Here is a 24,351-nt window from a genome sequence, read left to right on the forward strand (position 1 = left end):
TGACTCAGGAGTTGAAACATGGCTTATAAGATCATTGCATCCCAGTGCACCCAGTGCGGCTCTTGCGAATTTGCATGTCCCTCAGATGCGATCAGTTTCAAAGGTGAAGGATATGTTGTGGATTCAAAAAAATGTACCGAGTGCAAGGGTGAGTTTGACACGCAACAATGCGCTTCGGTGTGTCCGATGCCAAAGACCTGCGTCCCTGCTTGATCGCCACCGACTAAAGCGCGAAGGGCGAACATGCGGTTAGAAAATTGCGTACCACTGGTATCACATCCAGTGAGCGGATTCCGCCCAAATCTGATGTATAGCCATAACGGAGGTGTCGGCCTGGGGATATTTCCAACCAGAATAATGGGCTTTGATAAAGATCGGCTTTCGATCTCCAAAGCCGCAGTAGCGAGAAGGGACATGCATGAGAGTGACAATCAGCAGAACTGACGTCGGCTTATCGGCCTATATTCACAAGAAAGACCTTGAGGAACCGATCATCTCGGTTGAGCACAAAAACCTATGGGGCGGCTTTATTCTGCTGAAAAATGGATGGCGGATTGCCCTTCCCGATCTATCGCAGAACAGGCGCCTGCCCGTTACTGTCGATGCCAGAAGGCTATCCAGTTAGAGTGCGCGCGCAGGTCAATAGACGAGCGTTGGTGCAAAGCTTAAGCAGTTCATACGCCCCAGGGCATCCATCCTTTGCCGATCCGTTGAAGACGACGATCGGCAAGAGGTCGCCCGTATATCAGGAGGAATCCGACGTGACCCCACTCAACGAAACAACGCTTAAGGAGCTCGTGGACCGCATCTTTGGCGACCTTGGTGGTGCATTCAGCGTGCCGCTGGTGCATATCGGCGATGAGCTCGGCCTCTACAAGACGCTGAAGGCGATCGGTCCCGCGACGGTCGAGGAGGTTGCCGTGGCCGCGGGATGCGCGCCTCGCTATGTGCGCGAGTGGCTGGCAGCGCAGGCGGCTTCGGGCTATGTGCACTACGAGAATGGCCAGTTCTCGCTCACGCCGGAGCAGGCCTATGTGTTTGCTGAACCCGATAGCCCGTTCAACCTGATTGGCGCGTTCGATACGGCTGCCGCGATGGTCGGAAATCAGGCGAAGGTGCAGTCTGCCTTCAAGACCGGGGAAGGCGTTGCCTGGGGCGATCAGGCTGGCTGCATGTTCTGCGCTGTCGCGCGGCTGTTCCGCCCTGGTTACGTCAATGCGCTGGTCCAGGAGTGGCTGCCGGCGCTCGATGGTGTGATCGCCAAGTTAAAATCGGGTGCAACGGTCGCCGACGTCGGATGCGGGCACGGGGTATCAACGGTGCTGATGGCTCAGGCGTTTCCCAACTCCCGGTTCACGGGTTACGACTTTCATTTGGGCTCGATCGCGGCATCGAAAGCGCACGCGGAAGCGCACGGTTTGGCGAACGTGCAGTTTGAGGTGGGCCGGGCGCAGGACTTCGACGGTAGCGACTTCGATCTGATCACTTGCTTCGACTGTCTGCACGACATGGGCGACCCGAAAGCCGCGGCGTCTCATATCAGAAAAGCGCTGAAGGAAGGCGGCACCTGGATGGTCGTCGAACCAATGGCCAGAGACACGCTTGAGGAGAATATAAACCCGGTCGGGCGGCTCTACTACTCCGCCTCGACGATGATCTGCGTTCCCACCTCCCTGGCGCAGGAGACAGGATTAGCACTTGGCGCACAGGCGGGAGAGAAGCGATTGACGGAGGTGATCCTGTCAGGCGGGTTCACACATGTCAGACGAGCAGCCGAGACCCCGCTGAACATGGTTCTCGAGGCGACCTGATGATAAGGAGTGGCGCCAGCCAGATGGTCAGGCTCTCGGTGCAAACCTGACGTCGAAAAACGGCTACCACTTGAAATTGGACCCTTTTGCGCGCTTGAGGGCAGATCCGGTCGTCGCTCTCCAATTGCCTGCTGGACGAGCGAAAAAGCGGGCGAGTCCGCCTCATTGGCCGCACGCGCTTCCGGGGGGTGTTCCGGGGCAATCTTCACGCACAGCTTCCATTGGAGTTGCGATCTTTTAACAGGAGCTTCCGTTTAAGCGACGGAAAGCCTTCTGGCGACTAGCAATGTGCGAAGTTTCATGGCCGGTTTTTCAATCAGCACCCATGATAGAGCGGCTAATGCCACGGTTCCGACCGGCTCGACGATCCAGAGCCACCAATGGCCGACCCATCCGATGGCGATCAGCGTGTGCATGACGAGCATATGGTAGAGGTAAATCCCGTAAGAGAGATCCTGCCCGCGCAACAGATTAGGGTGCGGAAATGAGTGCGCTGCCGACAGGACTAGACCGGCGAGAACAGCGATTCGGAACGCATCGACAGGCGCCGCATTGTTGATCGAGACGAATGCAGCGGACGTTCCTGCCATCCACCACGTTATCGCGAGATGAGTTGCCAGCCACCACAAGAGCTTGCCTTCAAAGATCTTGCTGACGCGATGCCAGTAAAGCCGAGCAAGAACTCCCATCGAAAAAATCCAGAAAGTCGGGCCTGCTGTCACCGACAGGAACGGATCGTACTTATCAGTTATGTTGAAGTGCTGCGCCATGACCCAAGACCCGAGGGCGGCGACGGCAACGATTAGCGCCCCTGCTCGTTTCCACCGCCGCCAAATTTGCAACAGCATTGGCAGAGTGAGGTAGAACGTCAGCTCCACCGTCAGCGTCCACAGCACCCCACTTGGGTCCGAGGCGCCATAAAAGCCGCTCATCGTGTAGGGCTCGTACGTGAAGTAGACCGCCCAGATGCGTGCAGCGGTCAGGATGTAGACCGTGAAGTAAGACAGATACTGCAAGATGCCTGTTACATTTAATCCCCCGGTCACCAGCAGGGCAAGTTCCATTACGGCGATGTTGACGAACAGTGCAGGAAAGATCCGGAGCGACCGCTTGACGAAAAAAGAGGCTGCAGACGATGAGCGGATGTATGAATCCGTTATTAGAAAGCCGCTGATTACAAAGAAGATCGCAACTCCCGGCGCCGAAAACAACAGATTGAAGACCGCTGTGCCGTTCAAAGAATCGCCCAGGTGAAGCCAATTCCACGCGTGGCTGAACATCACTTGGCAGGCGGCAAAGAGCCTTAACAGGTCAAAGTTGTTCCGGTGGCCGGATGAGTGTTCATTGAATGGTCCCATGAATGTCCATTAGCGCCGGCAGATGCCGCGCAACCTTTTGGCGTTTTATTGAGAACAGAACTCGGTGTAGCGGTGGACGGCTTTGTTGTCTGCAGCTCTGCCGTCAGATCGGTTGTCCTCGTTGGGCAACAACATCAACGCTTACATGCTGATCCGGACGGTGGGGCATTAATCACCGCATTAGTCGCCGCCGAAGCAATGTGGTCGACACGAGGAATGGTACGACTATGTAGATGCAGAGAACACCGATATGCAGGCAGACATTTGCGATTGGTTGGCCCAGCATTGTCGGGCGGATAAGATCTATCGAATGCGCCAAGGGCAAGAAGGCGGCCATCTGTTGGAATGTTACGGGCAATTGGTCTACGGGAAACACTGCGCCTGACAAAAACAACATCGGTGTGATGACGAGGGTTTGGTAAAATATGAAGTAATCGTAACTGGGCGCGAGGGCCGTAACGACCATTCCAAGGCTCGCAAACGCTAAGCCAGTGAGGGCGATGACCGGAAGCGCATAGAGAAGACACAGCCAGTGGGTGTATCCCAGCGTGGCGGCGACGATACCAATACCGGTACCCGCCAGCGCCGCCTTAGTTGCTGCCCATGCCATTTCCCCAACGACGATATCCCCTAGCGTGAGCTGTGTGTATAACATTGCTTCCCAGGTGCGCTGGCCCTGCATTCGGCCGAAGGCCGCATAGATAGTCTCGAAGGTTGCAGCAGTCATCGCGCTTGTCGCGATCATTCCAGCCGCCAAAAATGCAGTGTACGATACGCCGTCAACGCGCCCTACCATCACTCCCAATCCAGCGCCGAGCCCGAATAGGTATATTATAGGATCGGCTAGATTTCCAAGAACGGATGCCAGCGCCGCTTTTTTCCAAGCCAGATAGTTTCTGCGCCAAACTGCGAGCCAGTTCAAACCGCCGGCGGGTAATGTTGCTACGCTCATCGTCTACTTCTCCATCTCGCGTCCGGTTAACCGCAAGAAGACATCCTCTAGATTTGGTGGACGCTCCAGCAAGCGTAGGCCCGAATATCCACGCAGTTGCGCGCGCACCCGCTCTGGATCAGGCGTGTAGCAGAACAGAGTCTCTCCGCTGATTTCCACTCGCCTAGCATTTGGCCTGATCAAAAGACTAAGCTCCTGCGGATCGCCGCCATAAATTTCGATCACAGGACAGCCAATCTGCTCCTCGATCAGGGCATGCGGTCGGCCCTCAGCGATCTTTCGCCCAGCTTCAAGCACGCACAGTCGGTCGCACAACCGCTCAGCCTCTTCCATGATATGGGTCGTCAGAAGAATTGTCTTGCCGCATGCCAACAGCGATCGAAGTCGTTCCCAGATCAAGTGGCGCGCGTGTGGGTCGAGGCCAGTGGTCGGCTCGTCCAAAATGAGTAGCTGCGGGTCATTAATGAGCGCACGCGCCAAAGTGAGGCGCCGCTTCATCCCTCCCGATAGGTCTGCCACACGGGTATTCGCCTTGCTTTCAAGTCTCGCAAATTCAAGCAGCGATGGGATGACCGTTTCTATTTCTCGGGTGCTCATGCGGAAGTAGCGGCCGTATACCAAAAGGTTCTCGCGGACCGTGAATTCCAGGTCGAGATTATCGAACTGAGACACGATCCCGATTTTCGCGCGCGCCAAGCGAACCTGGCCCGGCTCCTGCGCTCCGAGTATAGTGATCTTGCCTGCACTCGGCGACGTCATTCCTAGGATCATACGGGTGATCGTGCTTTTACCTGCGCCGTTCGGTCCTAAAAGACCAAAACATTCTCCTGCGGCGATAGTAAACGACAAGTCATTGACGACGATTTTACCACCATATGATTTCGAAACGCCGGCTAGGTCGATTGCGACTGGGGACAATGAGCCAGAAGGCGAATCCATTGCCTTAAATTTCGATTGGTGCTGCCGCTCCGATAGGATGAGATGATCCTGGTGCGGATCAGCGGTCGTCGTCGTCAAATTCGTTAATTGCCCGTTCATTTCTTGTCCCAGATTTTGAGCTGCAGTGACGTGTTCATCACTCGCCACTATAGGCAATTTCAGATGTCGCCCGCCCTGGCATTTTGGTAGCGCCCTGCTGCCCAACAGTGGGCGCAATCGCGACTGATCCGCGCGACAGCCAGTCGCTATTGGATAGGGTACAAAGGGCATATGCCTTCAAGGGAATTAAGAGAAAGATGTTCACGAGCGTGTGGAGAGCAAAACCCAAAAACCTAAGTTCGCGGGCGCGATAGGCAGCCACGCTACAGCGTACAAGAGTCATGGATCCAATGACCAGGATCGTCCACCAGGGCAGTGTGGCGGTCAGCGCAAACTGGCCAATTCCTGTCAATACCGACAGCGCAAGAAGTAGCAGGCCGACATTTTGCCCGATTGCGTCCAGCGTGAGATACCGATCGAGACCAGGCAGTACAGGAAGCGCAAGCAAAGTATCCCGAAAGGTGCTGCGTGCCCACCGTAGTTGTTGGCGTAGATAAACACCCATCGTGTCTGGAACGACTGTCGCCGCGATGGCACTCGGAACATACTCAGTTCGAAAGCCTGCGCTCAGCATGAGAATCGTCAAATGGCGATCTTCGCCGAAGTCACTCGGCTTGCCGCGATAAAGCTGCGTCTCGTACTGATCGAGCAGCGAAAGCATAGCAGACCGACGGTACATCGCACATGGGCCGCAGCAACACATAACTGCACCGAAGCGAGCTTGTGCCGCGCGCTCCTCGTTGCAGGCAAGCCAGTACTCCATGTCAATCAAGCGAGTTAGCCAGGTGTCCGCCTGGTTGCTGGCTTTCATTTGGCCCATCGCCGCACCGACTGCTGGATCCCGCATTTTGTGGGCAAGCTTAGATACGACGTCGGGGGCGATCGTGGTGTCTGAGTCCACATTCAAAATGAGATCCCCAGAGGACTGGGTTATAGCGGCGATTTGCGCTTTGCGCTTTCCAACATTTTTAGGGAGAATTGTGAAGTTGAATCTCTCATCGTCTGCATAGACGGCGCGCTGAGCCACAACCGCGTCGCGATTTTTGGAACCGTCGTCGACTACATAGATGCGCAATTTTCCGGCATAATCTTGCTCCGCAAGCGACGCGAGGCATTCCGAAAGAACGATTGGGTCCTCGTTGAAGCACGGCACGATGACATCAACGCTTGGCACGGGGTTGGTTTCAATGTCTTTCGCAGGTGTTGTTGAGATCGTTGTCCGCCTAGCATGAAAGACCTGCGCGCTCTTGTAAACGGTGGAGAGCATTGCATAAAGCGAGATGGCGGCGATGCTGGTTGTTGCGAGCAGGGTCATGGTTTCTCGTTTGTCCAGTGTTTCAGGGAAGTGAACGAAACTCGAATCCGCGGCTATGCAGTGCCGGAATAATTCGAGAGAGTGCTATGAGCGTCTGGTCACGGAGTCCGGCAAGCGAGCATTGCTCAACCTCATCGGGAGGACACCCGTCGTGCAAAAGCACGATTGCCCCAGGCCGAGCAGCAGCAAGCACCTCATCAACGATCACGTCGACGCCCGGGCAAGACCAGTCTCTAGGGTCGGCCGACCAGTGAACGGCTCCAAGTCCAGCCCTCACCGATGCTGAAAGGACGTCTTCAGTCCAAACCCCGTAAGGCGCTCGTAAGTGCCGGACCAAGGCTTGGGGACAGGCCGAGACAATAGCTTGATGCGCCTCGTCTATTTCACGTTTGACATCCTTGGGATCGCAGGTGGCGAGGTCGGGGTGCGTCATGGTATGATTGGCGACATCATGACCTTCCGCCACAAGACGCCGAATGAGGTCTGGGTGATCCTTCACGTATGAACCGATAGCAAAAAATGTCGCCGGGACACGGTGCTCAGCTAGAATATCAAGGATTTGCGGCGTGCAGTATGGATTAGGACCATCATCGAACGTCAAATAAACGCAGCGATCTTCCTGGCCGCTTGTGTGATTGACCGGTACTTCGCTCATATAGGCAGGCCGCTTCATAGTTCCGACCCATTTCGTTCAATCAACGAGCCTGCAGGCCACTCCGTCATCGGACGGTCGACGGGAACTACCAATACGAGGACATCTTCAGTGCGCGTGGCTGGCAGGTCGGAATGCGCGTCTGGAAGCGTGGAGCGCACACGCAGCCCGGTCATCATATTGGCGGTACCATCTCGGCAGTATCTTTCCATGTGATTCCGCATGGCGTGGCGAACTGTTCCGAAAGCAAATGGAACGCTCAACTCGCGCAGAATCGGAAACATAGCGCGGACCGAGTGAGCGATGCCTAATCCTTCTAGATCCGGTCGCACTCCGTACAGGCCTAGCTCGGCCACAAGCAAATCAGTCGTACCGACTTTTATGAAGCGGCGTAACAAGCCCATGTGGCTAGCGACGCCGTGCGAGTCATATGCGATTGCGCGGCGTTCGGGCCTCGCACCACCCCAGCTTCGGCCAGTCTCGAACGGCTTGGCATTGAACGCTCCCGTCGGCCCATAGGTCTTGCAAAAAAAATCGGCGAGTTCCGCGTGGTCGGAAGCTTCCAGCTCATTTTCCCAGCAGATTTTCCATCGCACTTCAGAAGACATGCAAAAGCTCCAAGTTGTTTCTTCGCCCAACCACGATCAGAGCTGCGCGATATTGTTGCGCATACTTGTTGGATTGCCGGTTAGGCAATCGAGCGGTTAAGAGATGTAAGAGTCTCAAATCGGGCCCCTGCCCGGCGCTTCGTTTTTTAGTTCCTGGCCCTGATATTGATCAAGTTCCGGGTTTTCTATAAGTGATCCGATAGATTGGTAAAATTGATTGTTTGGATGGCAATCATCTATGGAATGGATATTCAACCCATGCGTTTTAAAGGCCTAGATCTAAACCTTCTTGTAGCACTCGACGCTCTAATGACCGAGCGCAAGCTCACAGCAGCGGCGCGCAGCATCAACCTCAGCCAACCCGCCATGAGCGCCGCCATCTCTAGGTTGCGCGACTATTTCCGCGACGACCTTTTTATCATGCAGAGACGGGAGCTAGTTCCGACCCCGCGTGCAGAGGCACTTGCCCCCGCTGTCCGCGAAGCCCTCTTGCATATCCAGCTCTCCGTTATCGCTTGGGATCCAATAAACCCAGCGGAGTCCGACCGCCGATTCAGAATTATCCTCTCAGACTTCATGGCACTGGTCTTCTTCGACAAGATAATACTGCGCTTAGCTCGGGAGGCGCCAGGGGTCAGCTTCGAGTTGCTGCCACTTGACGACGATCCGGAGGAGCTTCTACGCCGTGGTGATGTCGATTTTCTGATCCTCCCGGATTTATTCATGTCCGGCGCCCATCCGAAGGCAAGGCTTTTCGAAGAGAGACTGGTGTGCGTCGGCTGCCCTACGAACGAGCAGTTACAAGGGCAGCTCTCCTTGGAGCAATATATGTCCATGGGACATGTTGCGGCTAAGTTCGGACGTGGTCTTAAGCCTTCCGTAGAGCAATGGTTATTGATGCAGCACGGCCTCAAGAGGCGTATTGAGCTCGTCGTCCCCGGGTTTAACTTGATCCCGCCATTGCTGTCTGGCACTAATCGAATAGCAACCATCCCCCTGCGGCTGGTCAAACATTACGAACGAACTATCCCACTAAGAATCATTGAGCATCCTTTGCCGCTTCTTTCGTTCACTGAGGCTGTCCAATGGCCGGCTCTTCACAACACTGATCCTGGAAACATCTGGATGCGCGAGATTATGATCCAAGAGGCTTCGCGCATGGAATCTGAGATGGAAAGTTGTACGTCGTAAGCGGCACCGCCGGCTCATTTCACAGCGCGTTGGCTGTGTTCCCAAAGGAGGCATTACGTTACAGGCGGCCCCCGCCGCCTCAGCTCAGCTAGCAATCGAAGCTATTGCCGAGAGCGATCGTTTCTACCTGAGAAGGTACGATTCGTATGCTTTCCCTGGCCTCATGCAAAAGTGATTCAAAACTTTATTCCTGTAACTTATGTTCGGCCCATCGCGGAAACCAGCATCCAGCTGCGGTGACTTCCCCGACCTTCCGCACATGCGCTTCTGCGCGAAAATGACCAACGCGCCGACCCGGGATAGTAGCCGAAGCTCTACTTTCGATCCCGCAATAAATCTTGTTCTTGAGGGTTTGAAACGGCGCCGGCGCGAGAAGTTAGCCGCGGCAATATGTCGAGCCACAATCCATAGCGTGGATGCTTTTGATCCACACAATCAATTTTACCAATGATCCCATATGATCCATAGCAGGGCAGCCGCGCGGTGAGATTCCGGTAAGTTTTATTGGTTTCTGTCGTCACTTCGCAGACGAGCCGGAACATCTTCCGATGTTGGCAGCAATTAGATCGAGCCTTCTCGCAAGGCCGTCGGCTCGTCGAAATTAGGCATGATGGAGAGGAATACAAATGGCTGATCAACTCACACTGGAAATTATCAGTGCGATCAATAAGCTCGTCAAAGCTGAAAACGGCGAAAGAACGACCGTAGCCCTCGGCGAAATAACGACTGACACTGAGTTGACTTCACTTGGCATCGATTCGCTGGGTTTGGCCGATGTCCTTTGGGATCTGGAGCAGCTCTACGGCATTAAGATCGAGATGAATACGGCCGATGCCTGGTCGAACCTCAACAATATCGGCGACGTGGTGGAAGCCGTCCGTGGCTTGCTCACCAAGGAGGTCTGAATGGACAGGCGCGTCGTTATCACCGGATTGGGCGGACTGTGCGGACTGGGCACCGATGCTTCCTCTATCTGGACGGAGATGCGCGAAGGCCGCTCCGCCATCGGCCCGATCTCAAACTCAGAGATTCATGAGCTGAAGGGGATGATCGGGACCGAGATCAAGGTGCTGCCTCAACACGACATTGATCGCAAACAGCTCATCTCCATGGACCGCTTCAGCCTGCTAGCCGTGCTTGCAGCTAAACAAGCCATGCTACAGGCCGGCCTTTCGTGCAATGAAGGAAATGCCCACCGTTTCGGCGCGACAGTGGGCGTTGGCTTTGGCGGCTGGGACGCTACCGAGAAGGCCTACCGCACCCTCCTATTGGGCGGCGCGACTCGCACTGAGCTATTCACTGGGGTAAAGGCAATGCCTAGCGCGGCTGCCTGTCAGGTAAGCATGAACCTCGGGCTGCGGGGGCCAGTCTTCGGTGCCACCTCTGCCTGCGCCTCGGCCAACCATGCGATCGCTTCAGCGGTAGATCAGATCAAGCTCGGTAGGGCGGACGTTATGCTAGCTGGAGGAAGCGACGCGCCACTCGTGTGGATCGTGCTTAAGGCATGGGAAGCAATGCGCGTACTCGCTCCAGATACTTGCCGGCCATTCTCGGGCGACAGGAAAGGACTAGTTTTGGGCGAGGGTGCGGGCATGGCCGTGCTGGAAAGCTATGAGCATGCCGCCGCCCGCGGTGCAACGATGCTTGCCGAGGTCGCCGGCATCGGCCTTTCCGCCGATGCCTACCACATAGCTGCACCAGCTGTGCATGGGCCGGAGGCGGCGATGCGCGCCTGCCTTGTTGATGCGGGTTTAAATGCCGAGGATGTAGACTACCTCAACGCCCATGGCACCGGCACCAAGGCCAACGATCAGATCGAAACGACGGCGATTAAGCGCGTCTTTGGTGACCATGCTCGATCGATGTCCATCTCTTCCACCAAATCCACTCACGCGCACTGCCTCGGGGCAGCAAGTGCGCTCGAAATGATAGCCTGCGTGATGGCGATCCAAGAAGGTGTCGTGCCGCCCACGGCGAACTATCGCGAACCAGACCCCGATTGTGATCTGGACATCACGCCAAATGTGCCCCGGGAGCGCAGGGTGGGCGTGGCCATGAGCAACGCCTTCGCCATGGGCGGCATGAATGCTGTCCTTGCGTTCAAGCAGGTGCAATGAAGTGAAGATCGTCACGACTAACCCTTGTAAGGCCAGCGGCACATGCTTGAAGCAGGCACCGCAATCCTGTCAAATAGTCTCGCTCTAATTCCTCGGATACTCTCGCATCTCAAATTTTCCTCCGCGCAAACCATGCTACTCCGCCGTCTCGGGGCAAAGGCTGTGGGATGAGAGGGATGCAGCCCGTCGCCCGCTCTTTCCGGCATCAGCGAGCACACACGTCTGACGAAGTGGGCTCGGCACCGCTGCTTGTTGGCATTGATGAACCTTTACGGTGACTTTGCGGCCTTCGTGGTCATCGGAGAAAGCGATCACCACGCTGATATCAATTCGAGCGCCGTGGCTTTGGCGACAGCTTCACTGGTTGTGGCGACGGTCAGCTTTCGGCGTGCCGACGCAAGATAGAGCTGCACCGCACTTACCGAAATGGACAAGCGGGCGCAGATCTGCTTTGCCATTAGGCCGCTGGCCGTCATATCGAGACATTGCAGTTCGCGGCGCGACAATTGCGGAAAACCCGCAGTTTTTCTCAGGCCCGACAGAACCATGGCCCTGTCGTGGAGATGGTGGGCGAGAAACTGGAGGTCGCGCATGCTGTCCATGCGGAACCGACGCCAGTAGGAGGCGGGCTGATTGGAGGTGATCGTAAACAGCGATCGCTCCCCGTGAGGCCCACGCACCGGCAGTGTCACGCCTTGCTGCCCGATACCGAAGGCCATCGCCTCCTTAAAGAAGTCGTGAGCCCGCCCTGAATCCCATTTTGACGCGGACCATTCCACGGGCAGAAAGCCGCGCTGTCCGAGCCGCACGACGGGATCGATGCTGAAGTAATCCCGGGCAAGATATTGCTTCACCCATTCGGGCGGGTAGGTCAGCATCAGCAATGGATTGTTGGCCGCTGCGCCCGAGGAGCGGGTCACATGCAGAACCATGTGCGATATCGCATAGATGTGGCGGACTTCGTCCAGCGTCGTTTCCAGATCTTCCAACGTCGGCGATGCGGAGATCCGGTCCAAACTGTAGAAAAAACGAGAACTGCTCAGCATGAGATGGACTCGCGGTTGTGTGTTTTCCTGACTGGGGTAATCGTAACATTTCGCGGTTAGCGAGAAAAGGACATTTTATAGCAACCATGGCGCGATGTGAAGAACAGGTTAAGGAACTGACGACACTGTGGGCGGCGGGACGGCGACTGGCCTTACCGCATGCCACCATAGACAAGGGCCCTGCCAGGACAGGAAGAGGTTTGATTGAGAAGTCGGGCTAGGTTGGTGCGAAGTGTCCGACAGTTATCTGCAGTCACGTCCCACAGGCCGACATACAGTTTGCCGATCTCGGGCAGTGATCGGGCAAGGGGCGTCGGCCTCCAGCCGAGCCTGCGATACACCCCGACCATCGCCCCATCATAGACGCCGACGATGTTTTCGATACCGGCGCCGAGGGCAAGATCGCAAAGCCCTGAGAGCAGTTCGGTGGCGACTGCGCGCGATTGCGCGATGTGTCCGGCAGATGGGTGAACGCAGAAGCGGGTACATTCCCAGGTCGTCGGGCTGTCGACGTCGATAGGCTGATCGAAGAAATGCCGAAACTCGCTTTTGAGCATCGTCGCGCCAGTGGTCGGCAGCAGGCGTAGCGAACCTGTCAGTGTGCCCGAAGGTCGTTGAGTGACGAGATATACGGGATCTTCGACCTCATCATATCGGTCCCTCTCCCATTGATCCCGGACATCGACCTGCCATCCCAGCCGATCGCGAAAAACGACGGCGCGAGCCCGAAACATTGCATCGAATGCACGTCGATCGGTCTCGAGCATGTCTTTGGTGAGTATCCGCAACATATCCGTTCCTCCTGATCGTCGATGTTTCACAACAGGGGCCGACCTCGAGCAATATGGATATTTCACCAGATTGACCGGCGCTTCGACTTACCTTTCATTTTCACAGGCATTTCCGAAGCTTGATCGATCTCAAGCTCGCTGTGGCTGCCACTTCAACGCAACCAAGGAAGAATCGTTCGTGACCTACGATCCAGCCCGCGGCAAACGCATTCGAGAAGCGATATCTCGGGGCAAGTTCCGGAAAGTACACGCTCTTGCAGCCGAACTGAATGTATCAGTCGCGGCCGTTTCGCGCTGGCAAAATGGCGGCCATACGTCCCTGGAAAGCGCCTGCGCTCTCGCGCGCCTGCTGGATGTTTCCCTCGATTGGCTGCTCTTGGGGCGAGGGACCATGGACGGGCATAGGAACAGCGCGATCTCCGCCACGGAATTGCTGTGGGTAATGGCGCTACGCGGCCGATCTGCGGCGGCTCAGTCCAATCTTATTGGGCTGCTCGAATCCATCCCTCCGGAACACGCCTTACGCTAAGCACAATTCTGAACGGTTTTTTAACTTGCGCTCAACAGCTCTAGGTTGCTTAAATGAGCAGCATCAACGATCTTTCTAATTAGGGTTTCATTGACGGGACCGGCAGGAAGGCTAGCCCACCCTGCCCTCGCCGACGCGAAGACCCTTGTTTTCACAATCAACGCAGAAGGGTTGCCGACATGTCAACAATGTTGACCATCAACGTGAAAAACTACGAATCCCAGACGCAAAACTTCTACTTCTTCCAGCAACCGGCAATTTATACCGGCGGCGGGCAAGTCTATTCGAACAGCCTTTTCTCGCAATCGCTCGGCAACTACGACAACACCGGCGCGATCCTGACCTTCCAGGTCAACCTGCAATACTATGCCGGCATCCAGCAGGCAAATACACCGCCGCAAATTGGCGCATCATCTGGCTACTCGTCAGCCAGCCGCGCCATTGATCTTGCTCCGAGTTCGGGTGGCAGCGGTAAACCGAACGACTGGACGACTGCAACGGTCAATCCGCTCGGACTATCCTCGCCAATCTACGGGGAAGGTGTACAGCCTGGCGCATTCCGCATCACCACGCCGGTTTTCAACTCGCCGCCCTACTTCAATGTCGGCTCAGCGGTTGCCGTCAATGGCGGCATCGTGCTCTCCAACTTCGTGCAGGCAAACCCGGCCAGCAATACCGATTGCCAGCCGATCCTGAAATATTATGTCCAGACCGGCGCCTACACGCCAGGTGTCGTGATGAACTTCACGCAGTCGAGCGTGAACGCGGCGCTTTCCGACTTCACCGGCGGCTATTCCGTCTGCAACGTCAGCCTGAAATCTGACGGCACCTGGACGACGCAGCTCCAGTAAACCTTGGCAGCCATGCAGGTGAAGAACCGTCCCCTCTTCACCTGCATGCGCACCATCCGCGCGTTGCCGCCGCCCGCCGGGCGACGGACAGGCTTGATCTCAGAGGGGATTGTCACGCGCCATGACCAGTTCGTCCTACCAGATCATCGTTCGGAACTTCTCGCAGACGACGCAATATTTCTATGTTTTCCAGAAGCAGGCGGCATTTCCGTTGCTGCCGAGCCATGGTCCCATCCTCAGCGGCAGTCTCGGCTGCCAAAGCATCGGCAATTACGCAAGTTCGGGAGCGCAGATCAATTTCGGTTTGGACAGTCAGGTCTATGCAGGTGCCCTCAGCACCAAACAGGCGGCGTCGCCCTCGCAGCTTATCGCGCTTCTCTCGCTCAATGCCGCCACGCTATCCGTGGTCGGCAGCAGCTCGGCGTTCCGACCGGTTACGCTCACCACGGTCGACGGTTCGCCGGACAATTGCACGACCTTGACGCTCGATCCGCTTGGACTTTCCGCGCCAGCCAATCAAGCCGGAGTTGCGATCGGAGGGTTTGGCATAAACGTGCCTTCCTACACGCCGTTGCCGCGTCCCGAACTCTATTGTGGCGTCGTTGCACTGAACGACAATCAAGCGATCATACTCTCGAGCTTCGTCGCTCCTGTCCCTAACGCCGTCATGAACTGCATACCTAAGCAAATCTTTTTCGTGAAGATGGGCTACCAGCCGGTCGGAAGCACCGTGACTTATGACGAGAGCAACTCGGCATGCTGCGATTTCACGACCGGTTACGCGACCTACACCGTGACTTACAAAGCCGACGGAACCTTTTCGGCGACAGGAGGACCATAGACCCAGAGATCCGGATCATCACTGACGCTTGAACAAGCCAACCCTTGAAACGAAAGGAATATAGCAATGTTACGTATCACGTCGAAATTCGCTGGCCAAACAGCGCGTCGCAATAGAATTGCTGCCGGGCTTGCCATTTCCATCGTCTCTATCCTCGCAACAGCGCTGCCTGCCGCCGCACAACTCGTTTTTTCGTCCGATTGCCGGAACTATCAGCCCATTGCGGTCGCACCGCCGAACGACGCGATCCTCTTCACCAAGCAGCCGGTGCCCCATCCGAACGGAACGGCCTCCGTCTTTGCGATCGTCGGAGCCGACACCTTTGTCATACCGGGTGGGGCCAACTCCTGCATCGTCGCCGCTCCCCCCGCCGATGACAATTACTGCTTCATTGCCCGCGACGACAACACGATCGATGGCGTCGGTTTTACTGCCATTCGAAATCCGGGGGGCCTGACCGCCTGCCAGTAAGGGGTGAATTTTCCACATCCAACAGTTCTCGTCCGGTCTTGCGCGAAGGTGAGGCGGAAAGTGGAATATCCACCTCCGCCCGCTGTCGCGCGCTTGTCACCCTGGCGACCCAATTCTGCACGCTAAGAAGCAATCGGTGGGTGAAAGAAACTACAGCTAATGAGCAGTTCATAGGCACTGGCCAGCGGTAATCTTTCCGGTTCCAAGGATTCTATTGACGGCGGCCGCGATAGCGGCCTCCGTCGGTGAACCACCCTTCGTCATGCCGCGCCCCGCCAAGACGCTGACGATTTGCATTCCCGCCGGCATCGAGCACGGCGGACGGCCCATAGAGCTGGGATAAAATAAACCCTTCGGGAAGCTGGGCAGTGATTTGAGTAAAAGTCCTAATGAAGGTCTCTTAGTCAGCCCTGGTCTGCCTATGCGCTTGCCGCTGTGTTCGGAATCTGCCAAGCTAAATAGACACATCTTATTGTGCCCTCCCCCAGCCGGTGAATGCGAAGGTCGCTCCCGGTCTGCCTATCTGCAGGATTTGCCGCGCTTGAGCAGATGACTTTCGAATCAGCCGCGAAAAGGCGAAAGATTGCTGTTAACTCCTCTGTGCGCTCTGCCGGCAACCAGGTGAATTTGAGCGCAATGACCGACCACTCCTCGAACAAGATCTGAGAAGAGACGATGACACGCAGCCAAAAAGAAAAGATGCTCGCAGGCGAGATGTATAACGCAGCGGATCCTGAGATCCAAGCCGAGCTGCTCCTCACCGGGGCTTGGCTGAAACGGTACAATGACACGCTGGGCGACCCCGCCGAGCGGTGGCATGCGCTTCTGTCGGAACGATTGGGAACGGTGGGGCTTGGAGCGGCTATTCGCCCTCCGTTTCACTGCGACTACGGGTTCAACATTCGGATCGGAGCTTGGGTTTACATCAATTTCAACTGCGTCATTCTTGACGTGGCAACGGTGACTATCGGTGACGGAACCGCAATTGGGCCTGCTGTGCAGATTTATACCGCGGACCATCCACATGATCCCGAGCAGCGCCAGGCCGGACTGCAGTTGGGACGACCTGTCAGCATCGGCAGAAACGCCTGGATTGGCGGTGGAGCGATCATTCTCCCGGGCGTGACGATCGGCGATCACGCTGTCATTGGCGCTGGTAGCGTGGTCACGCGAGATGTCCCTGCAGGATGCACGGCCATGGGAAATCCTGCTCGGGTCAGAGTCGGTGGACGCCTGCCGCCATCATAAAAGTAGGCGTCGGGCGAAAATCTGGTGGTAAGAGGTAGTCTCGTTGCTTGTGCGAACGAAGATTTTGGGTCGCCATGGCCCGTGCGACCATCGGCACTCTGACGCAGTTCTCTTTGCAAATGCGGTCGGGCAGTCGTGCTATGTGATTACTGATCGCGTTTGATACGACCGGCTGCACATCGCACCGAACCGCCGGGTTCCAGCGTCAGGATCCGGCTGTCCAGTCGAAAACTCGAGGCACCATCTACTGCCGACACACGCGGCCATGTGACCTTTTCCTGGGAGACCGCCCGAAGATAGCCTTCGTTCGTCCCATGCCAAAGCCTCCTTCCCATCGGTGCCCGAAACCAACCTGTAGAATCTAGATCGACTGGTGTTTTCAAGGAGATGCTGGTTCTCTTCCGATTTATGAGGTACGAACGGCCGCGTGCATGCAGTCCGTGCGCTCGATGAATGACAATTGCTCGTTTCGAATAGACATCCGCTGGCGTTATGTCGCCGGCAAGTACCAATCGCTGTTGCCAGGAACATCTTCAGAGGTAGGCGCCCAACACCCGGGCGTAGCTTATCAGTCGACACTGTGGAGAAGGCATCATTGGCTGCGTACAGCGTCAATCGATCCTACTGAGTGCGCCGCATTCATATTGTGGATGATAGCTATCGCAACAATCAATTTTACTAATCTGTTTAGATTTATTAGCACGCGCTGGAGGACACGCGCCGAGCGGCGTCCGCCTTCCTGACTACCGGTCGGGGGCTCTTGGACACGGGTGACGAGCATGTGTGGGATTGTTGGCATAGTGGGACATAAGCCCGTGTCGGAGCGGCTGGTAGCAGCCTTGGAGCGGCTGGAATACCGCGGATATGATTCATCAGGCATTGCTACGATATTCGAGGGAGAATTGCGCCGACGCCGCGCAAAAGGCAAGCTCGGGAACCTTAAAACGAGATTGAAAAAAGAACCCCTGAGCGGCACTGTTGGCATCGCCCACACACGATGGGCGACCCATGGCGCACCGACAGAATGCAACGCACACCCGCACTTTGCCGATGGCGTAGCCGTTGTTCATAACGGCATCATTGAAAATTTCTCCGAGCTAAAGGACGGATTGGCGAAGGTAGGGGCCAAGTTCCAGACCGACACGGACACCGAGGTGATTGCGCATCTCCTGACAAAGTTCCGTCGGGATGGCATGGGATGTCTCGAGGCAATGCAAGCCATGCTGAAGTGCGTCAAGGGCGCCTTCGCGCTTGCCATTCTGTTTGAGGAGGATCCCGCAAGCATTATGGTGGCGCGCAATGGGCCACCATTAGTGATAGGCCATGGCGACGGTGAGATGTTTCTAGGCTCCGACGCGATCGCTCTTGCTCCGTTCACCAATGACATCACTTATCTGCAAGATGGCGACTGGGCTGTTATAGGCAAAGCGAGTGTCCAAGTTTTCGATATCGAAGGCAAAGTCGTTACGCGCCCGCGGCACAGATCGGTTGCTACCGCCGACCTGGTCTGCAAGGGCAATCACCGGCACTTTATGGAGAAGGAAATCTACGAGCAATCCGAGGTCATCGCCGGTGCTCTTGGGCACTACATCAATGTCAACGATAGTCATGTCACAGTCACTTCAACCGACATCGATTTCGCCAGAGTTGAGAGCCTCGCGATCTCCGCCTGCGGCACGGCATATCTTGCCGGACTGATTGGCAAATATTGGTTCGAGCGCTACGCACGGTTAATGGTGGAAATTGATGTCGCCTCTGAATTCCGTTACCGCGAAATCCCGTTGTCGCCGCGATCGGCAGCGCTCTTCATCTCTCAATCTGGTGAGACGGCTGACACGCTTGCATCGCTGCGTTATTGCAAAGCACAAGGTCTGAGAATTGGTGCTGTCGTCAATACCCCAGAATCAACAATTGCCCGCGAGGCAGATGCCATCTTTCCGATCCTCGCCGGGCCAGAGATCGGCGTTGCTTCTACCAAGGCATTCACATGCCAGCTTGCTGTTCTCGCTGCGCTAGCCATCGGCGCGGGCAAGGCGCGGGGCGCAATCACGGACGACGAGGAACAAGTGCTCGTCCAAAGTTTGGCGACGTTGCCGGGCGTTATGCGACAGGTGCTGAACGACATCAAGCCGAAGATCGAGCTCTTGTCACGGGAATTGTCGAATTACCGCGACGTGCTCTATCTCGGTCGCGGCACGAGTTTCCCATTGGCTATGGAAGGTGCGCTGAAGCTCAAGGAGGTCTCCTATATCCATGCAGAAGGTTATGCAGCAGGAGAATTAAAACACGGTCCGATCGCACTGATCGATGAAAATATGCCAGTCATCGTTATCGCGCCACATGACCGATTCTTCGATAAGACTGTCTCCAACATGCAGGAAGTGGCCGCCCGCGGCGGCCGCATCATTCTGATCACCGACGAAACGGGAGCTTCGATGTCGAAACTCCCCACCATGCACACTATCGTATTACCCGATGTTGAGGAGATTATCGCGCCGATGATCTTTTCTCTGCCGCTGCAGCTTCTTGCGTATCATACGGCGGTCGTCATGGGGGCAGATGTGGACCAGCCGCGGAATCTCGCTAAATCAGTCACAGTCGAATGATTGTAACGATTGGCTAGATCGCAACTCGCCTCCGGCAAAATCCACGACTAGATCAGACATCAAATAAGTGAGGTTGTATGCACGAACTTTCGCTCGCCGACGTGCCGTCGCGAATTGGCCAGGAGCTCGGCAAATCCGAATGGATCACCGTTGATCAAACTACAATCGATCTCTTTGCCGACGCGACACGCGATCATCAATTCATCCACGTGCACCCGGAACGCGCGGCAGTCGAAAGCCCGTTTGGTGGCACTATCGCTCATGGCTTCTTGACACTCTCGCTTCTGTCGGCGATGAACTTTAGCGGCATGCCAAGGATCCGTGAGCAGACCATGGGTCTTAACTACGGCTTAGACCGGGTACGTTTCATGTCACCGGTTAAGACCGGCAGCCGTGTGCGCGGTCGCTTCGTTCTCTCTGAATGTCAATTTCGCGGCGCAAGCATGCTGGTGACCACTTACGAGGTGACGGTCGAGATCGAGAACGAGAACCGACCGGCACTCACTGCTAATTGGATCACTATCATTCAGTTTGATCCGAACGACAGGCCTAAAGGGATTTGACGCCAGCTCGCGCCAGCGGGTGTTGACTTGTTGTTTTGGCTGCACGGGATTTTGTAGTGTCACGCCGGAATTCTCGATCTGCTGCGTCGGTAATTGCGCGCTGGCATCATCCTTCGGGCAGGAGAAACGGGTTTGAGTTGAATTTCGCTGGAATAGAGGCTGATTGATTGCATTCGTTCCGTCTGGCCGCTGCGGTGTTGCCGCTACTTTTGTCATCTTGCATGCTCGGGCCCGACCATGCACCGCCGGAAACGCCTTTACCGGAGAAGTTTTCCGAGGGTGCAAAACAGAGCGCCGGCGATGTTGCGGTGTCGGCGTGGTGGGATTCGTTTTCAGATCGTACGCTCGACCAGTACGTTGCCTCCGGCCTGGATGAGAACCTCAGTGTTCAGCAGGCGCTCGAAAGGGTTAATGCCGCCGCCGCGGACGTCACCATCGCTGGCGCCGGGGGCCTTCCCAAGGCATCACACACGACAAGCGGCGAGATCGGCAAAGGGGGAGATGTCACGAGCACACAGAATATCTCCAGCGTGCAACTATCGTTGACTTGGCTGCTGGACGTATTCGGTCAGTACCGGCGCAGCACTGAAAGCGCACTGGCTTCTCTTGATTCTGCGCATGCGGCTGTCGACGCCGCAAAGCTAGCTCTAATCAAAGATCTTGTTTCCTCCTACATCGACGCCCGGTACTACCAGCAGCGCGTCTCGATTTCCCGAGCGAACCTGAAGTCCCGCCAGGAGACCTACGATTTCACGAATTTTCAAGTCGAAGCGGGAGCGGCTTCCCGGCTGGATGTCTTGCAAGCCGAAGGACTTGTCCGATCGACGATTGCCGAAATACCAAGGCTAGAACTGAATTTTCGCGTGTCGGCGCATCACATTGCGGCCCTCCTCGCTTTGCCGTCGGAAACAGTGATCAAGCAACTGCAGAAAAGTGAAGGGCAGCCGGTCTATCGCGGAAAGATCAATGCCGGCATTCCCGCCGATCTTATTCGCAATCGATTCGATATTCGCCAGGCTGAACGGGATCTCGCCGCCGCGACTGCACAGATCGGCGTGGCGGAAGCACAGCTTTACCCCGCGATAACGCTCTCCGGCTCGATCACCCCTTCCTATACCAAGCAGCGCGGCCGTCACGGGGGTATCTTGAAATGGTCCTTCGGGCCGAGCCTCGACCTCCCAATTCTGGACGGCGGCCGTTTGCGGGCAAACGTGGAGACTTCTAAATCGGACGCCGCAGCAGCCTACATAAGCTGGAAATTAACCGTCCTGACAGCTGTGCAGGAAGTCGAGGACGCTTTGACAGCCGTCCGACGCGACGTTCACACAGAGAACTCACGTCGCAGGCAAGTAGAAACGATCGAAGAAGCACTGAAGCTTTCGACGGCCTCGTACACGGATGGCGCCTCTTCTCTCCTCGATGTTCTCGAAGCGCAAAGGCAGGTGTCCAGCGCTCAGGCGAGCCTCGCTGCGGCGATCCAACAACTGGCCAAGGATCACGTGCGGTTGAATGTAGCAATCCGCGGTGGTTTTGCGGCTCCCAAAGTCGCGTCACCCAGGGAGGCCTCGACGGTTGCAGCCGCAAATGCAAACATCCAATCCGCACATTCGCAATAGCCGAGCGCTGGATGCGGGATGGTTTAACCTGATCAAGTCATTAGCGCGCCAGCGCCTGAGTTGTATTGGCGCCGGCCGGGAGGTCGTCCAATCGCGGCACATGCCCTTCACCACCTCCCGCTTACGAGCAGGGCTTAGAGCTAATGGGATGGTCCGCCCTGTCTCCCGAGAGCATAACGGAGGTGGGCAAAGGAGGGCTGAAATTATGGATCGCAACCAACTGCGCCAATGCGCCGTCTTCGGCATCGATATCGGAAAGAACCTCTTCCACGTGGTCGGCCTGGATAGTTCCGGCGCGAGACGCTACTGCAGTTCTTCGAACGAGCGAACAGAACGCTTGTCGGAATGGAATCCCGTCCGGGTTCCCAATGGCTTGCGCCAAGTTGCAGACGATGGGGCATTCCGTCCGCATCATCCCGGCGCAGTGAAGTCTATGTAAAATCGAACAAGAATGACATCATCGATGCTGCGGCGATCGCAGAAGCTGCAAGGCGACCGACGATGCGCTTCGTTGGCATTAAGCAAGCCGATCAGGTCGATCTTCAGATGTTGCATTGGGTGCGTATTCCGATGAAACCGGCCACCGATTCCGATTTGAAGCCGGCCATTTTTCGGGCTGATCCTGGGTCTGTTTGATGTTTGGATCGGGTTTTGTGCCAGGTCAAGCTTTGCTGTGTTTCAAGCGCCATCGGTGAACGCTGTTTGCGCATACTTTCGCCAATGATATCGATGCCTCGGCGTTGTGAACGAGGCGATCCAGTATCGCATCGGCGGCGTTGGGTTTGAAATAATTTCCCACCAGCGATCCAGGGGCACCTGGCTTGTGACGATCGTCGAGCGACGCTCGTAGCGGTCTTCGATGATCTCGAGAAGATCGCGGCGCTGATCATCGCTGAGTTTTTCCGGTCCCCAGTCATCGAGGATCAGCAGGTCGGTCTTGGCGATAGATTTGGGGATTCTGCCGTATCGCCCGTCACCCCTTGCAAGCGCGAGCGTGGCGAACAGCCGGGGAACGCGGTGGTATGCAACGGAGAAATCCTCGCGGCATGCTTTGACCGATGGATGCGCCCCAGCGCCCAAAGCGATCTGGTATCCACTCAGCGTATCGCCGGTGGGAACTGGGCATGTGATCTGGGTCGGTTCCATGACGACAGCCGCCATAGCGGCGCTGATGGACGGCGATGCGCTTGCCGCGGTAAAAGATCTCGATGGTGCGCGCCGTTGCTCTAAGATCGACCTGCTGGCGAATGAGGGCATGGGGGACGGAATAAAAGAAGCTTTTGAACTCGACGTGATAATCGGTCGAGACACGGACCAGACGCCATTCGGCGAATTCGTAGTTTCACCCGGGAGGCTAGCGAGCGCAGCACGTTCGACACGTTCAAATACTTGCCGCCGGGTAACACCCAATCGACGCATGAGGTGATCGTTGATGCGATCAAGTGCCAATAGCGGCATTAGCCTCAGCCAGCGAGAAGAAAGTCAGCTTGCGCAACCGCCCCAGGATGCAGGTGGCGCATGGCGGCGTCGTCATCGGCGACGAGAACTTGTTTCAATGGCGTACCTTTACTGGTGCAGTCGATCAATAAATCACGTCGTTTCTATTTTCAGTTCCCTGCGCCACGTTGGGAAAGAGAGGCGCCCCAAGGGTGGAACGCTCCTCGGATCTTCGAATTAAATGAAGCCGAAATTTTCCGCCGTAAGCGAGGTAAGATCCGACATGTCGTGCAGATTGTCGACATGAGCGAAGGCATGCGCGTGGTTCGCAGAATCGACATAGGCTAGTGTCGCACCGTGAGTTTTGCCATCTTGACCGAGAGTTTTTTCGTCATGGTAGACAATGATGTCACCGGGGACTTCGTCGTGAATAGCGGTCGCGGCGGCAGAGCCAGACGTGAACCCTCGATCCGTGATTACCACGACGTGCTGACCGTGCGCTTTCGCGGCCTCGCCATTGTAGAAGGTGTCCACAAATTCGCCTGGGAAACCCTTCGAGTGGTTGATGAAATTTGCGCCAAACAGATCCCCTTTGCCGAAGTCACCGGCGTCCATGACAAAACGGTCTTGCTTCGGGTCGAAATCCGTCACAGTCGTATACCAGTGCGTTGTTCCAACCATAGGATCGTGGAACCGAAACACGAAGGCGTCGCCGTCTTCGCCGCCAGTCAGAACATCTGCGCCGTCGCCGGCCACCAGGGTATCCCTTCCCTTACCGGCGTCGAGCCTGTCGTCGCTCTCGCCGCTATGTGGTATTACGCGGCGCACTTCGAAGGGGTTGAAGGCTTTGAATGAGCCGTCACTATACAGGAGGTCGTCACCATCACCAGCATGGATTGTGTCTGAGCCATCCCCCGCATAGACAATGTCATGGCCGTCACCGGCAAAGATCACGTCGTGGCCGGCTTGAGCCCAAACCCAATCATCGCCGCCGCCGGCTTTGATCCAGTCATTGAGCTCGCGTGCATAGATTGTGTCGTTGTCATCGGATCCGTTAATAAAGGGGCTGTTATCAGTGCCTTTGATCATCATCTCAAATACTCCTTATGAGGCAACGGGTGCCGCCTGTGCCCCTTATCTTTTCCAAGAGCGAATTAGTGAAATCCATTGTTTTGATATGACCTATTTGAATGACGGATGCGAAAATGTTTATCTCGGCCGCACGGCACGCCCTTCGTAGTTGGCCGGCAGATATGAAAACGACTGGGGGCTATGACGATCGGCGGCCGTTGACGAAGGCCACAACTTCT

The 24,351-nt window shown here is 56.2% G+C and carries 24 protein-coding genes and 2 pseudogenes; 15 read left to right on the forward strand and 11 right to left on the reverse strand.

All coding sequences use genetic code 11. From position 1 onward, the window contains the following. The first annotated feature begins 18 nt into the window (after positions 1–18). From J7U39_RS27770 to J7U39_RS27780, 3 genes are all read left to right on the forward strand, one after another. The gene (locus J7U39_RS27770) at positions 19–213 is read left to right on the forward strand and encodes a 4Fe-4S binding protein (RefSeq protein WP_127431408.1); all 195 of its coding nucleotides are present in this window, start codon (positions 19–21) and stop codon (positions 211–213) included. A gap of 205 nt (positions 214–418) precedes the next feature. Continuing rightward, positions 419–625 (forward strand): putative nitrogen fixation protein NifT, encoded by a 207-nt coding sequence (gene nifT, locus J7U39_RS27775; RefSeq protein ID WP_017991528.1) that lies wholly within the window; start codon positions 419–421, stop codon positions 623–625. 136 nt (positions 626–761) lie between these two features. Then, the gene (locus J7U39_RS27780; protein ID WP_210633201.1) at positions 762–1,811 is read left to right on the forward strand and encodes a class I SAM-dependent methyltransferase; all 1,050 of its coding nucleotides are present in this window, start codon (positions 762–764) and stop codon (positions 1,809–1,811) included. A gap of 254 nt (positions 1,812–2,065) precedes the next feature. Here the strand turns inward: J7U39_RS27780 and nodX are convergent, their stop codons facing one another. The 6 genes from nodX to J7U39_RS27810 all read right to left on the reverse strand — a co-directional run bounded on the left by nodX (position 2,066) and on the right by J7U39_RS27810 (position 7,734). Then, positions 2,066–3,169 (reverse strand): acyltransferase, encoded by a 1,104-nt coding sequence (gene nodX, locus J7U39_RS27785; RefSeq protein WP_210633202.1) that lies wholly within the window; start codon positions 3,167–3,169, stop codon positions 2,066–2,068. A 172-nt stretch (positions 3,170–3,341) separates the two neighbouring features. Continuing rightward, entirely contained in the window at positions 3,342–4,121 is a 780-nt protein-coding gene (locus J7U39_RS27790) for an ABC transporter permease (RefSeq protein ID WP_168302403.1), read from the reverse strand. Positions 4,122–4,124: 3 nt separating this feature from the next. Beyond that, positions 4,125–5,159 (reverse strand): nodulation factor ABC transporter ATP-binding protein NodI, encoded by a 1,035-nt coding sequence (nodI, locus tag J7U39_RS27795; protein ID WP_210633213.1) that lies wholly within the window; start codon positions 5,157–5,159, stop codon positions 4,125–4,127. Positions 5,160–5,196: 37 nt separating this feature from the next. Continuing rightward, positions 5,197–6,474 (reverse strand): chitooligosaccharide synthase NodC, encoded by a 1,278-nt coding sequence (gene nodC, locus J7U39_RS27800; RefSeq protein ID WP_127431412.1) that lies wholly within the window; start codon positions 6,472–6,474, stop codon positions 5,197–5,199. A gap of 22 nt (positions 6,475–6,496) precedes the next feature. Further along, the gene (gene nodB / locus J7U39_RS27805; RefSeq protein WP_210633203.1) at positions 6,497–7,147 is read right to left on the reverse strand and encodes a chitooligosaccharide deacetylase NodB; all 651 of its coding nucleotides are present in this window, start codon (positions 7,145–7,147) and stop codon (positions 6,497–6,499) included. Beyond that, positions 7,144–7,734, reverse strand: coding sequence for a NodA family N-acyltransferase (locus J7U39_RS27810; protein ID WP_168302438.1), 591 nt, complete (start codon positions 7,732–7,734; stop codon positions 7,144–7,146). The genes nodB and J7U39_RS27810 overlap by 4 nt, the downstream gene beginning before the upstream one ends. 258 nt (positions 7,735–7,992) lie before the next feature. On the opposite strand from J7U39_RS27810, the gene J7U39_RS27815 reads away from it, so the two are divergent. From J7U39_RS27815 to J7U39_RS27825, 3 genes are all read left to right on the forward strand, one after another. Beyond that, the gene (locus tag J7U39_RS27815; protein ID WP_168260033.1) at positions 7,993–8,925 is read left to right on the forward strand and encodes a LysR family transcriptional regulator; all 933 of its coding nucleotides are present in this window, start codon (positions 7,993–7,995) and stop codon (positions 8,923–8,925) included. Between the two features lie 626 nt (positions 8,926–9,551). Further along, complete coding sequence (locus tag J7U39_RS27820; protein WP_168260025.1) at positions 9,552–9,830, forward strand: acyl carrier protein; 279 nt, start codon at positions 9,552–9,554, stop codon at positions 9,828–9,830. Continuing rightward, a complete protein-coding gene (locus tag J7U39_RS27825; RefSeq protein WP_168257384.1) occupies positions 9,831–11,042 on the forward strand; it encodes a beta-ketoacyl-[acyl-carrier-protein] synthase family protein in 1,212 nt (403 codons plus the stop codon). 311 nt (positions 11,043–11,353) lie between these two features. On the opposite strand, the gene J7U39_RS27830 is transcribed toward J7U39_RS27825, so the two are convergent. Next, positions 11,354–12,088 carry a LuxR family transcriptional regulator gene (locus J7U39_RS27830; RefSeq protein ID WP_168277475.1) on the reverse strand — a complete coding sequence of 245 codons (735 nt, stop codon included), beginning with the start codon at positions 12,086–12,088 and terminating at the stop codon, positions 11,354–11,356. Between the two features lie 152 nt (positions 12,089–12,240). Then, on the reverse strand, positions 12,241–12,879 hold the full coding sequence (locus J7U39_RS27835; protein ID WP_168277474.1) for an acyl-homoserine-lactone synthase: 639 nt from the start codon (positions 12,877–12,879) through the stop codon (positions 12,241–12,243). 178 nt (positions 12,880–13,057) lie between these two features. Between J7U39_RS27835 and J7U39_RS27840 the strand changes: the two genes are divergently transcribed. The 9 genes from J7U39_RS27840 (at position 13,058) to J7U39_RS32000 (ending at position 22,240) form a co-directional block, all read left to right on the forward strand. Next, positions 13,058–13,408 (forward strand): helix-turn-helix domain-containing protein, encoded by a 351-nt coding sequence (locus J7U39_RS27840; protein WP_131702677.1) that lies wholly within the window; start codon positions 13,058–13,060, stop codon positions 13,406–13,408. A 179-nt stretch (positions 13,409–13,587) separates the two neighbouring features. Next, positions 13,588–14,259, forward strand: coding sequence for a hypothetical protein (locus tag J7U39_RS27845; protein WP_064649264.1), 672 nt, complete (start codon positions 13,588–13,590; stop codon positions 14,257–14,259). A 121-nt stretch (positions 14,260–14,380) separates the two neighbouring features. Continuing rightward, a complete protein-coding gene (locus J7U39_RS27850) occupies positions 14,381–15,100 on the forward strand; it encodes a hypothetical protein (RefSeq protein WP_168336816.1) in 720 nt (239 codons plus the stop codon). Positions 15,101–15,166: 66 nt separating this feature from the next. Next, positions 15,167–15,571 (forward strand): hypothetical protein, encoded by a 405-nt coding sequence (locus J7U39_RS27855; RefSeq protein WP_210633204.1) that lies wholly within the window; start codon positions 15,167–15,169, stop codon positions 15,569–15,571. A 675-nt stretch (positions 15,572–16,246) separates the two neighbouring features. Further along, positions 16,247–16,819 (forward strand): nodulation O-acetyltransferase NodL, encoded by a 573-nt coding sequence (gene nodL / locus J7U39_RS27860; RefSeq protein ID WP_168301786.1) that lies wholly within the window; start codon positions 16,247–16,249, stop codon positions 16,817–16,819. 779 nt (positions 16,820–17,598) lie between these two features. Continuing rightward, the gene (glmS, locus tag J7U39_RS27865; protein WP_168301787.1) at positions 17,599–19,425 is read left to right on the forward strand and encodes a glutamine--fructose-6-phosphate transaminase (isomerizing); all 1,827 of its coding nucleotides are present in this window, start codon (positions 17,599–17,601) and stop codon (positions 19,423–19,425) included. Between the two features lie 77 nt (positions 19,426–19,502). Next, positions 19,503–19,988 carry a MaoC family dehydratase gene (locus J7U39_RS27870; RefSeq protein WP_168301788.1) on the forward strand — a complete coding sequence of 162 codons (486 nt, stop codon included), beginning with the start codon at positions 19,503–19,505 and terminating at the stop codon, positions 19,986–19,988. Positions 19,989–20,155: 167 nt separating this feature from the next. Then, a complete protein-coding gene (locus J7U39_RS27875; protein ID WP_210633205.1) occupies positions 20,156–21,604 on the forward strand; it encodes an efflux transporter outer membrane subunit in 1,449 nt (482 codons plus the stop codon). Positions 21,605–21,949: 345 nt separating this feature from the next. After that, positions 21,950–22,240 carry a transposase gene (locus J7U39_RS32000; RefSeq protein ID WP_231285528.1) on the forward strand — a complete coding sequence of 97 codons (291 nt, stop codon included), beginning with the start codon at positions 21,950–21,952 and terminating at the stop codon, positions 22,238–22,240. 62 nt (positions 22,241–22,302) lie between these two features. Here J7U39_RS32000 and J7U39_RS27885 read toward each other — a convergent pair. From J7U39_RS27885 to J7U39_RS27895, 3 genes and pseudogenes are all read right to left on the reverse strand, one after another. Continuing rightward, positions 22,303–22,657, reverse strand: a pseudogene (locus tag J7U39_RS27885) (ATP-binding protein); the annotation flags it as partial. Position 22,658: 1 nt separating this feature from the next. Then, positions 22,659–23,117, reverse strand: a pseudogene (locus J7U39_RS32005) (IS21 family transposase); the annotation flags it as partial. Positions 23,118–23,278: 161 nt separating this feature from the next. Further along, a complete protein-coding gene (locus J7U39_RS27895; RefSeq protein ID WP_168263630.1) occupies positions 23,279–24,133 on the reverse strand; it encodes a calcium-binding protein in 855 nt (284 codons plus the stop codon). Between the last annotated feature and the right edge of the window lie 218 nt (positions 24,134–24,351).

Source organism: Rhizobium sp. NLR16a (assembly GCF_017948245.1).
Lineage (GTDB): Bacteria > Pseudomonadota > Alphaproteobacteria > Rhizobiales > Rhizobiaceae > Rhizobium.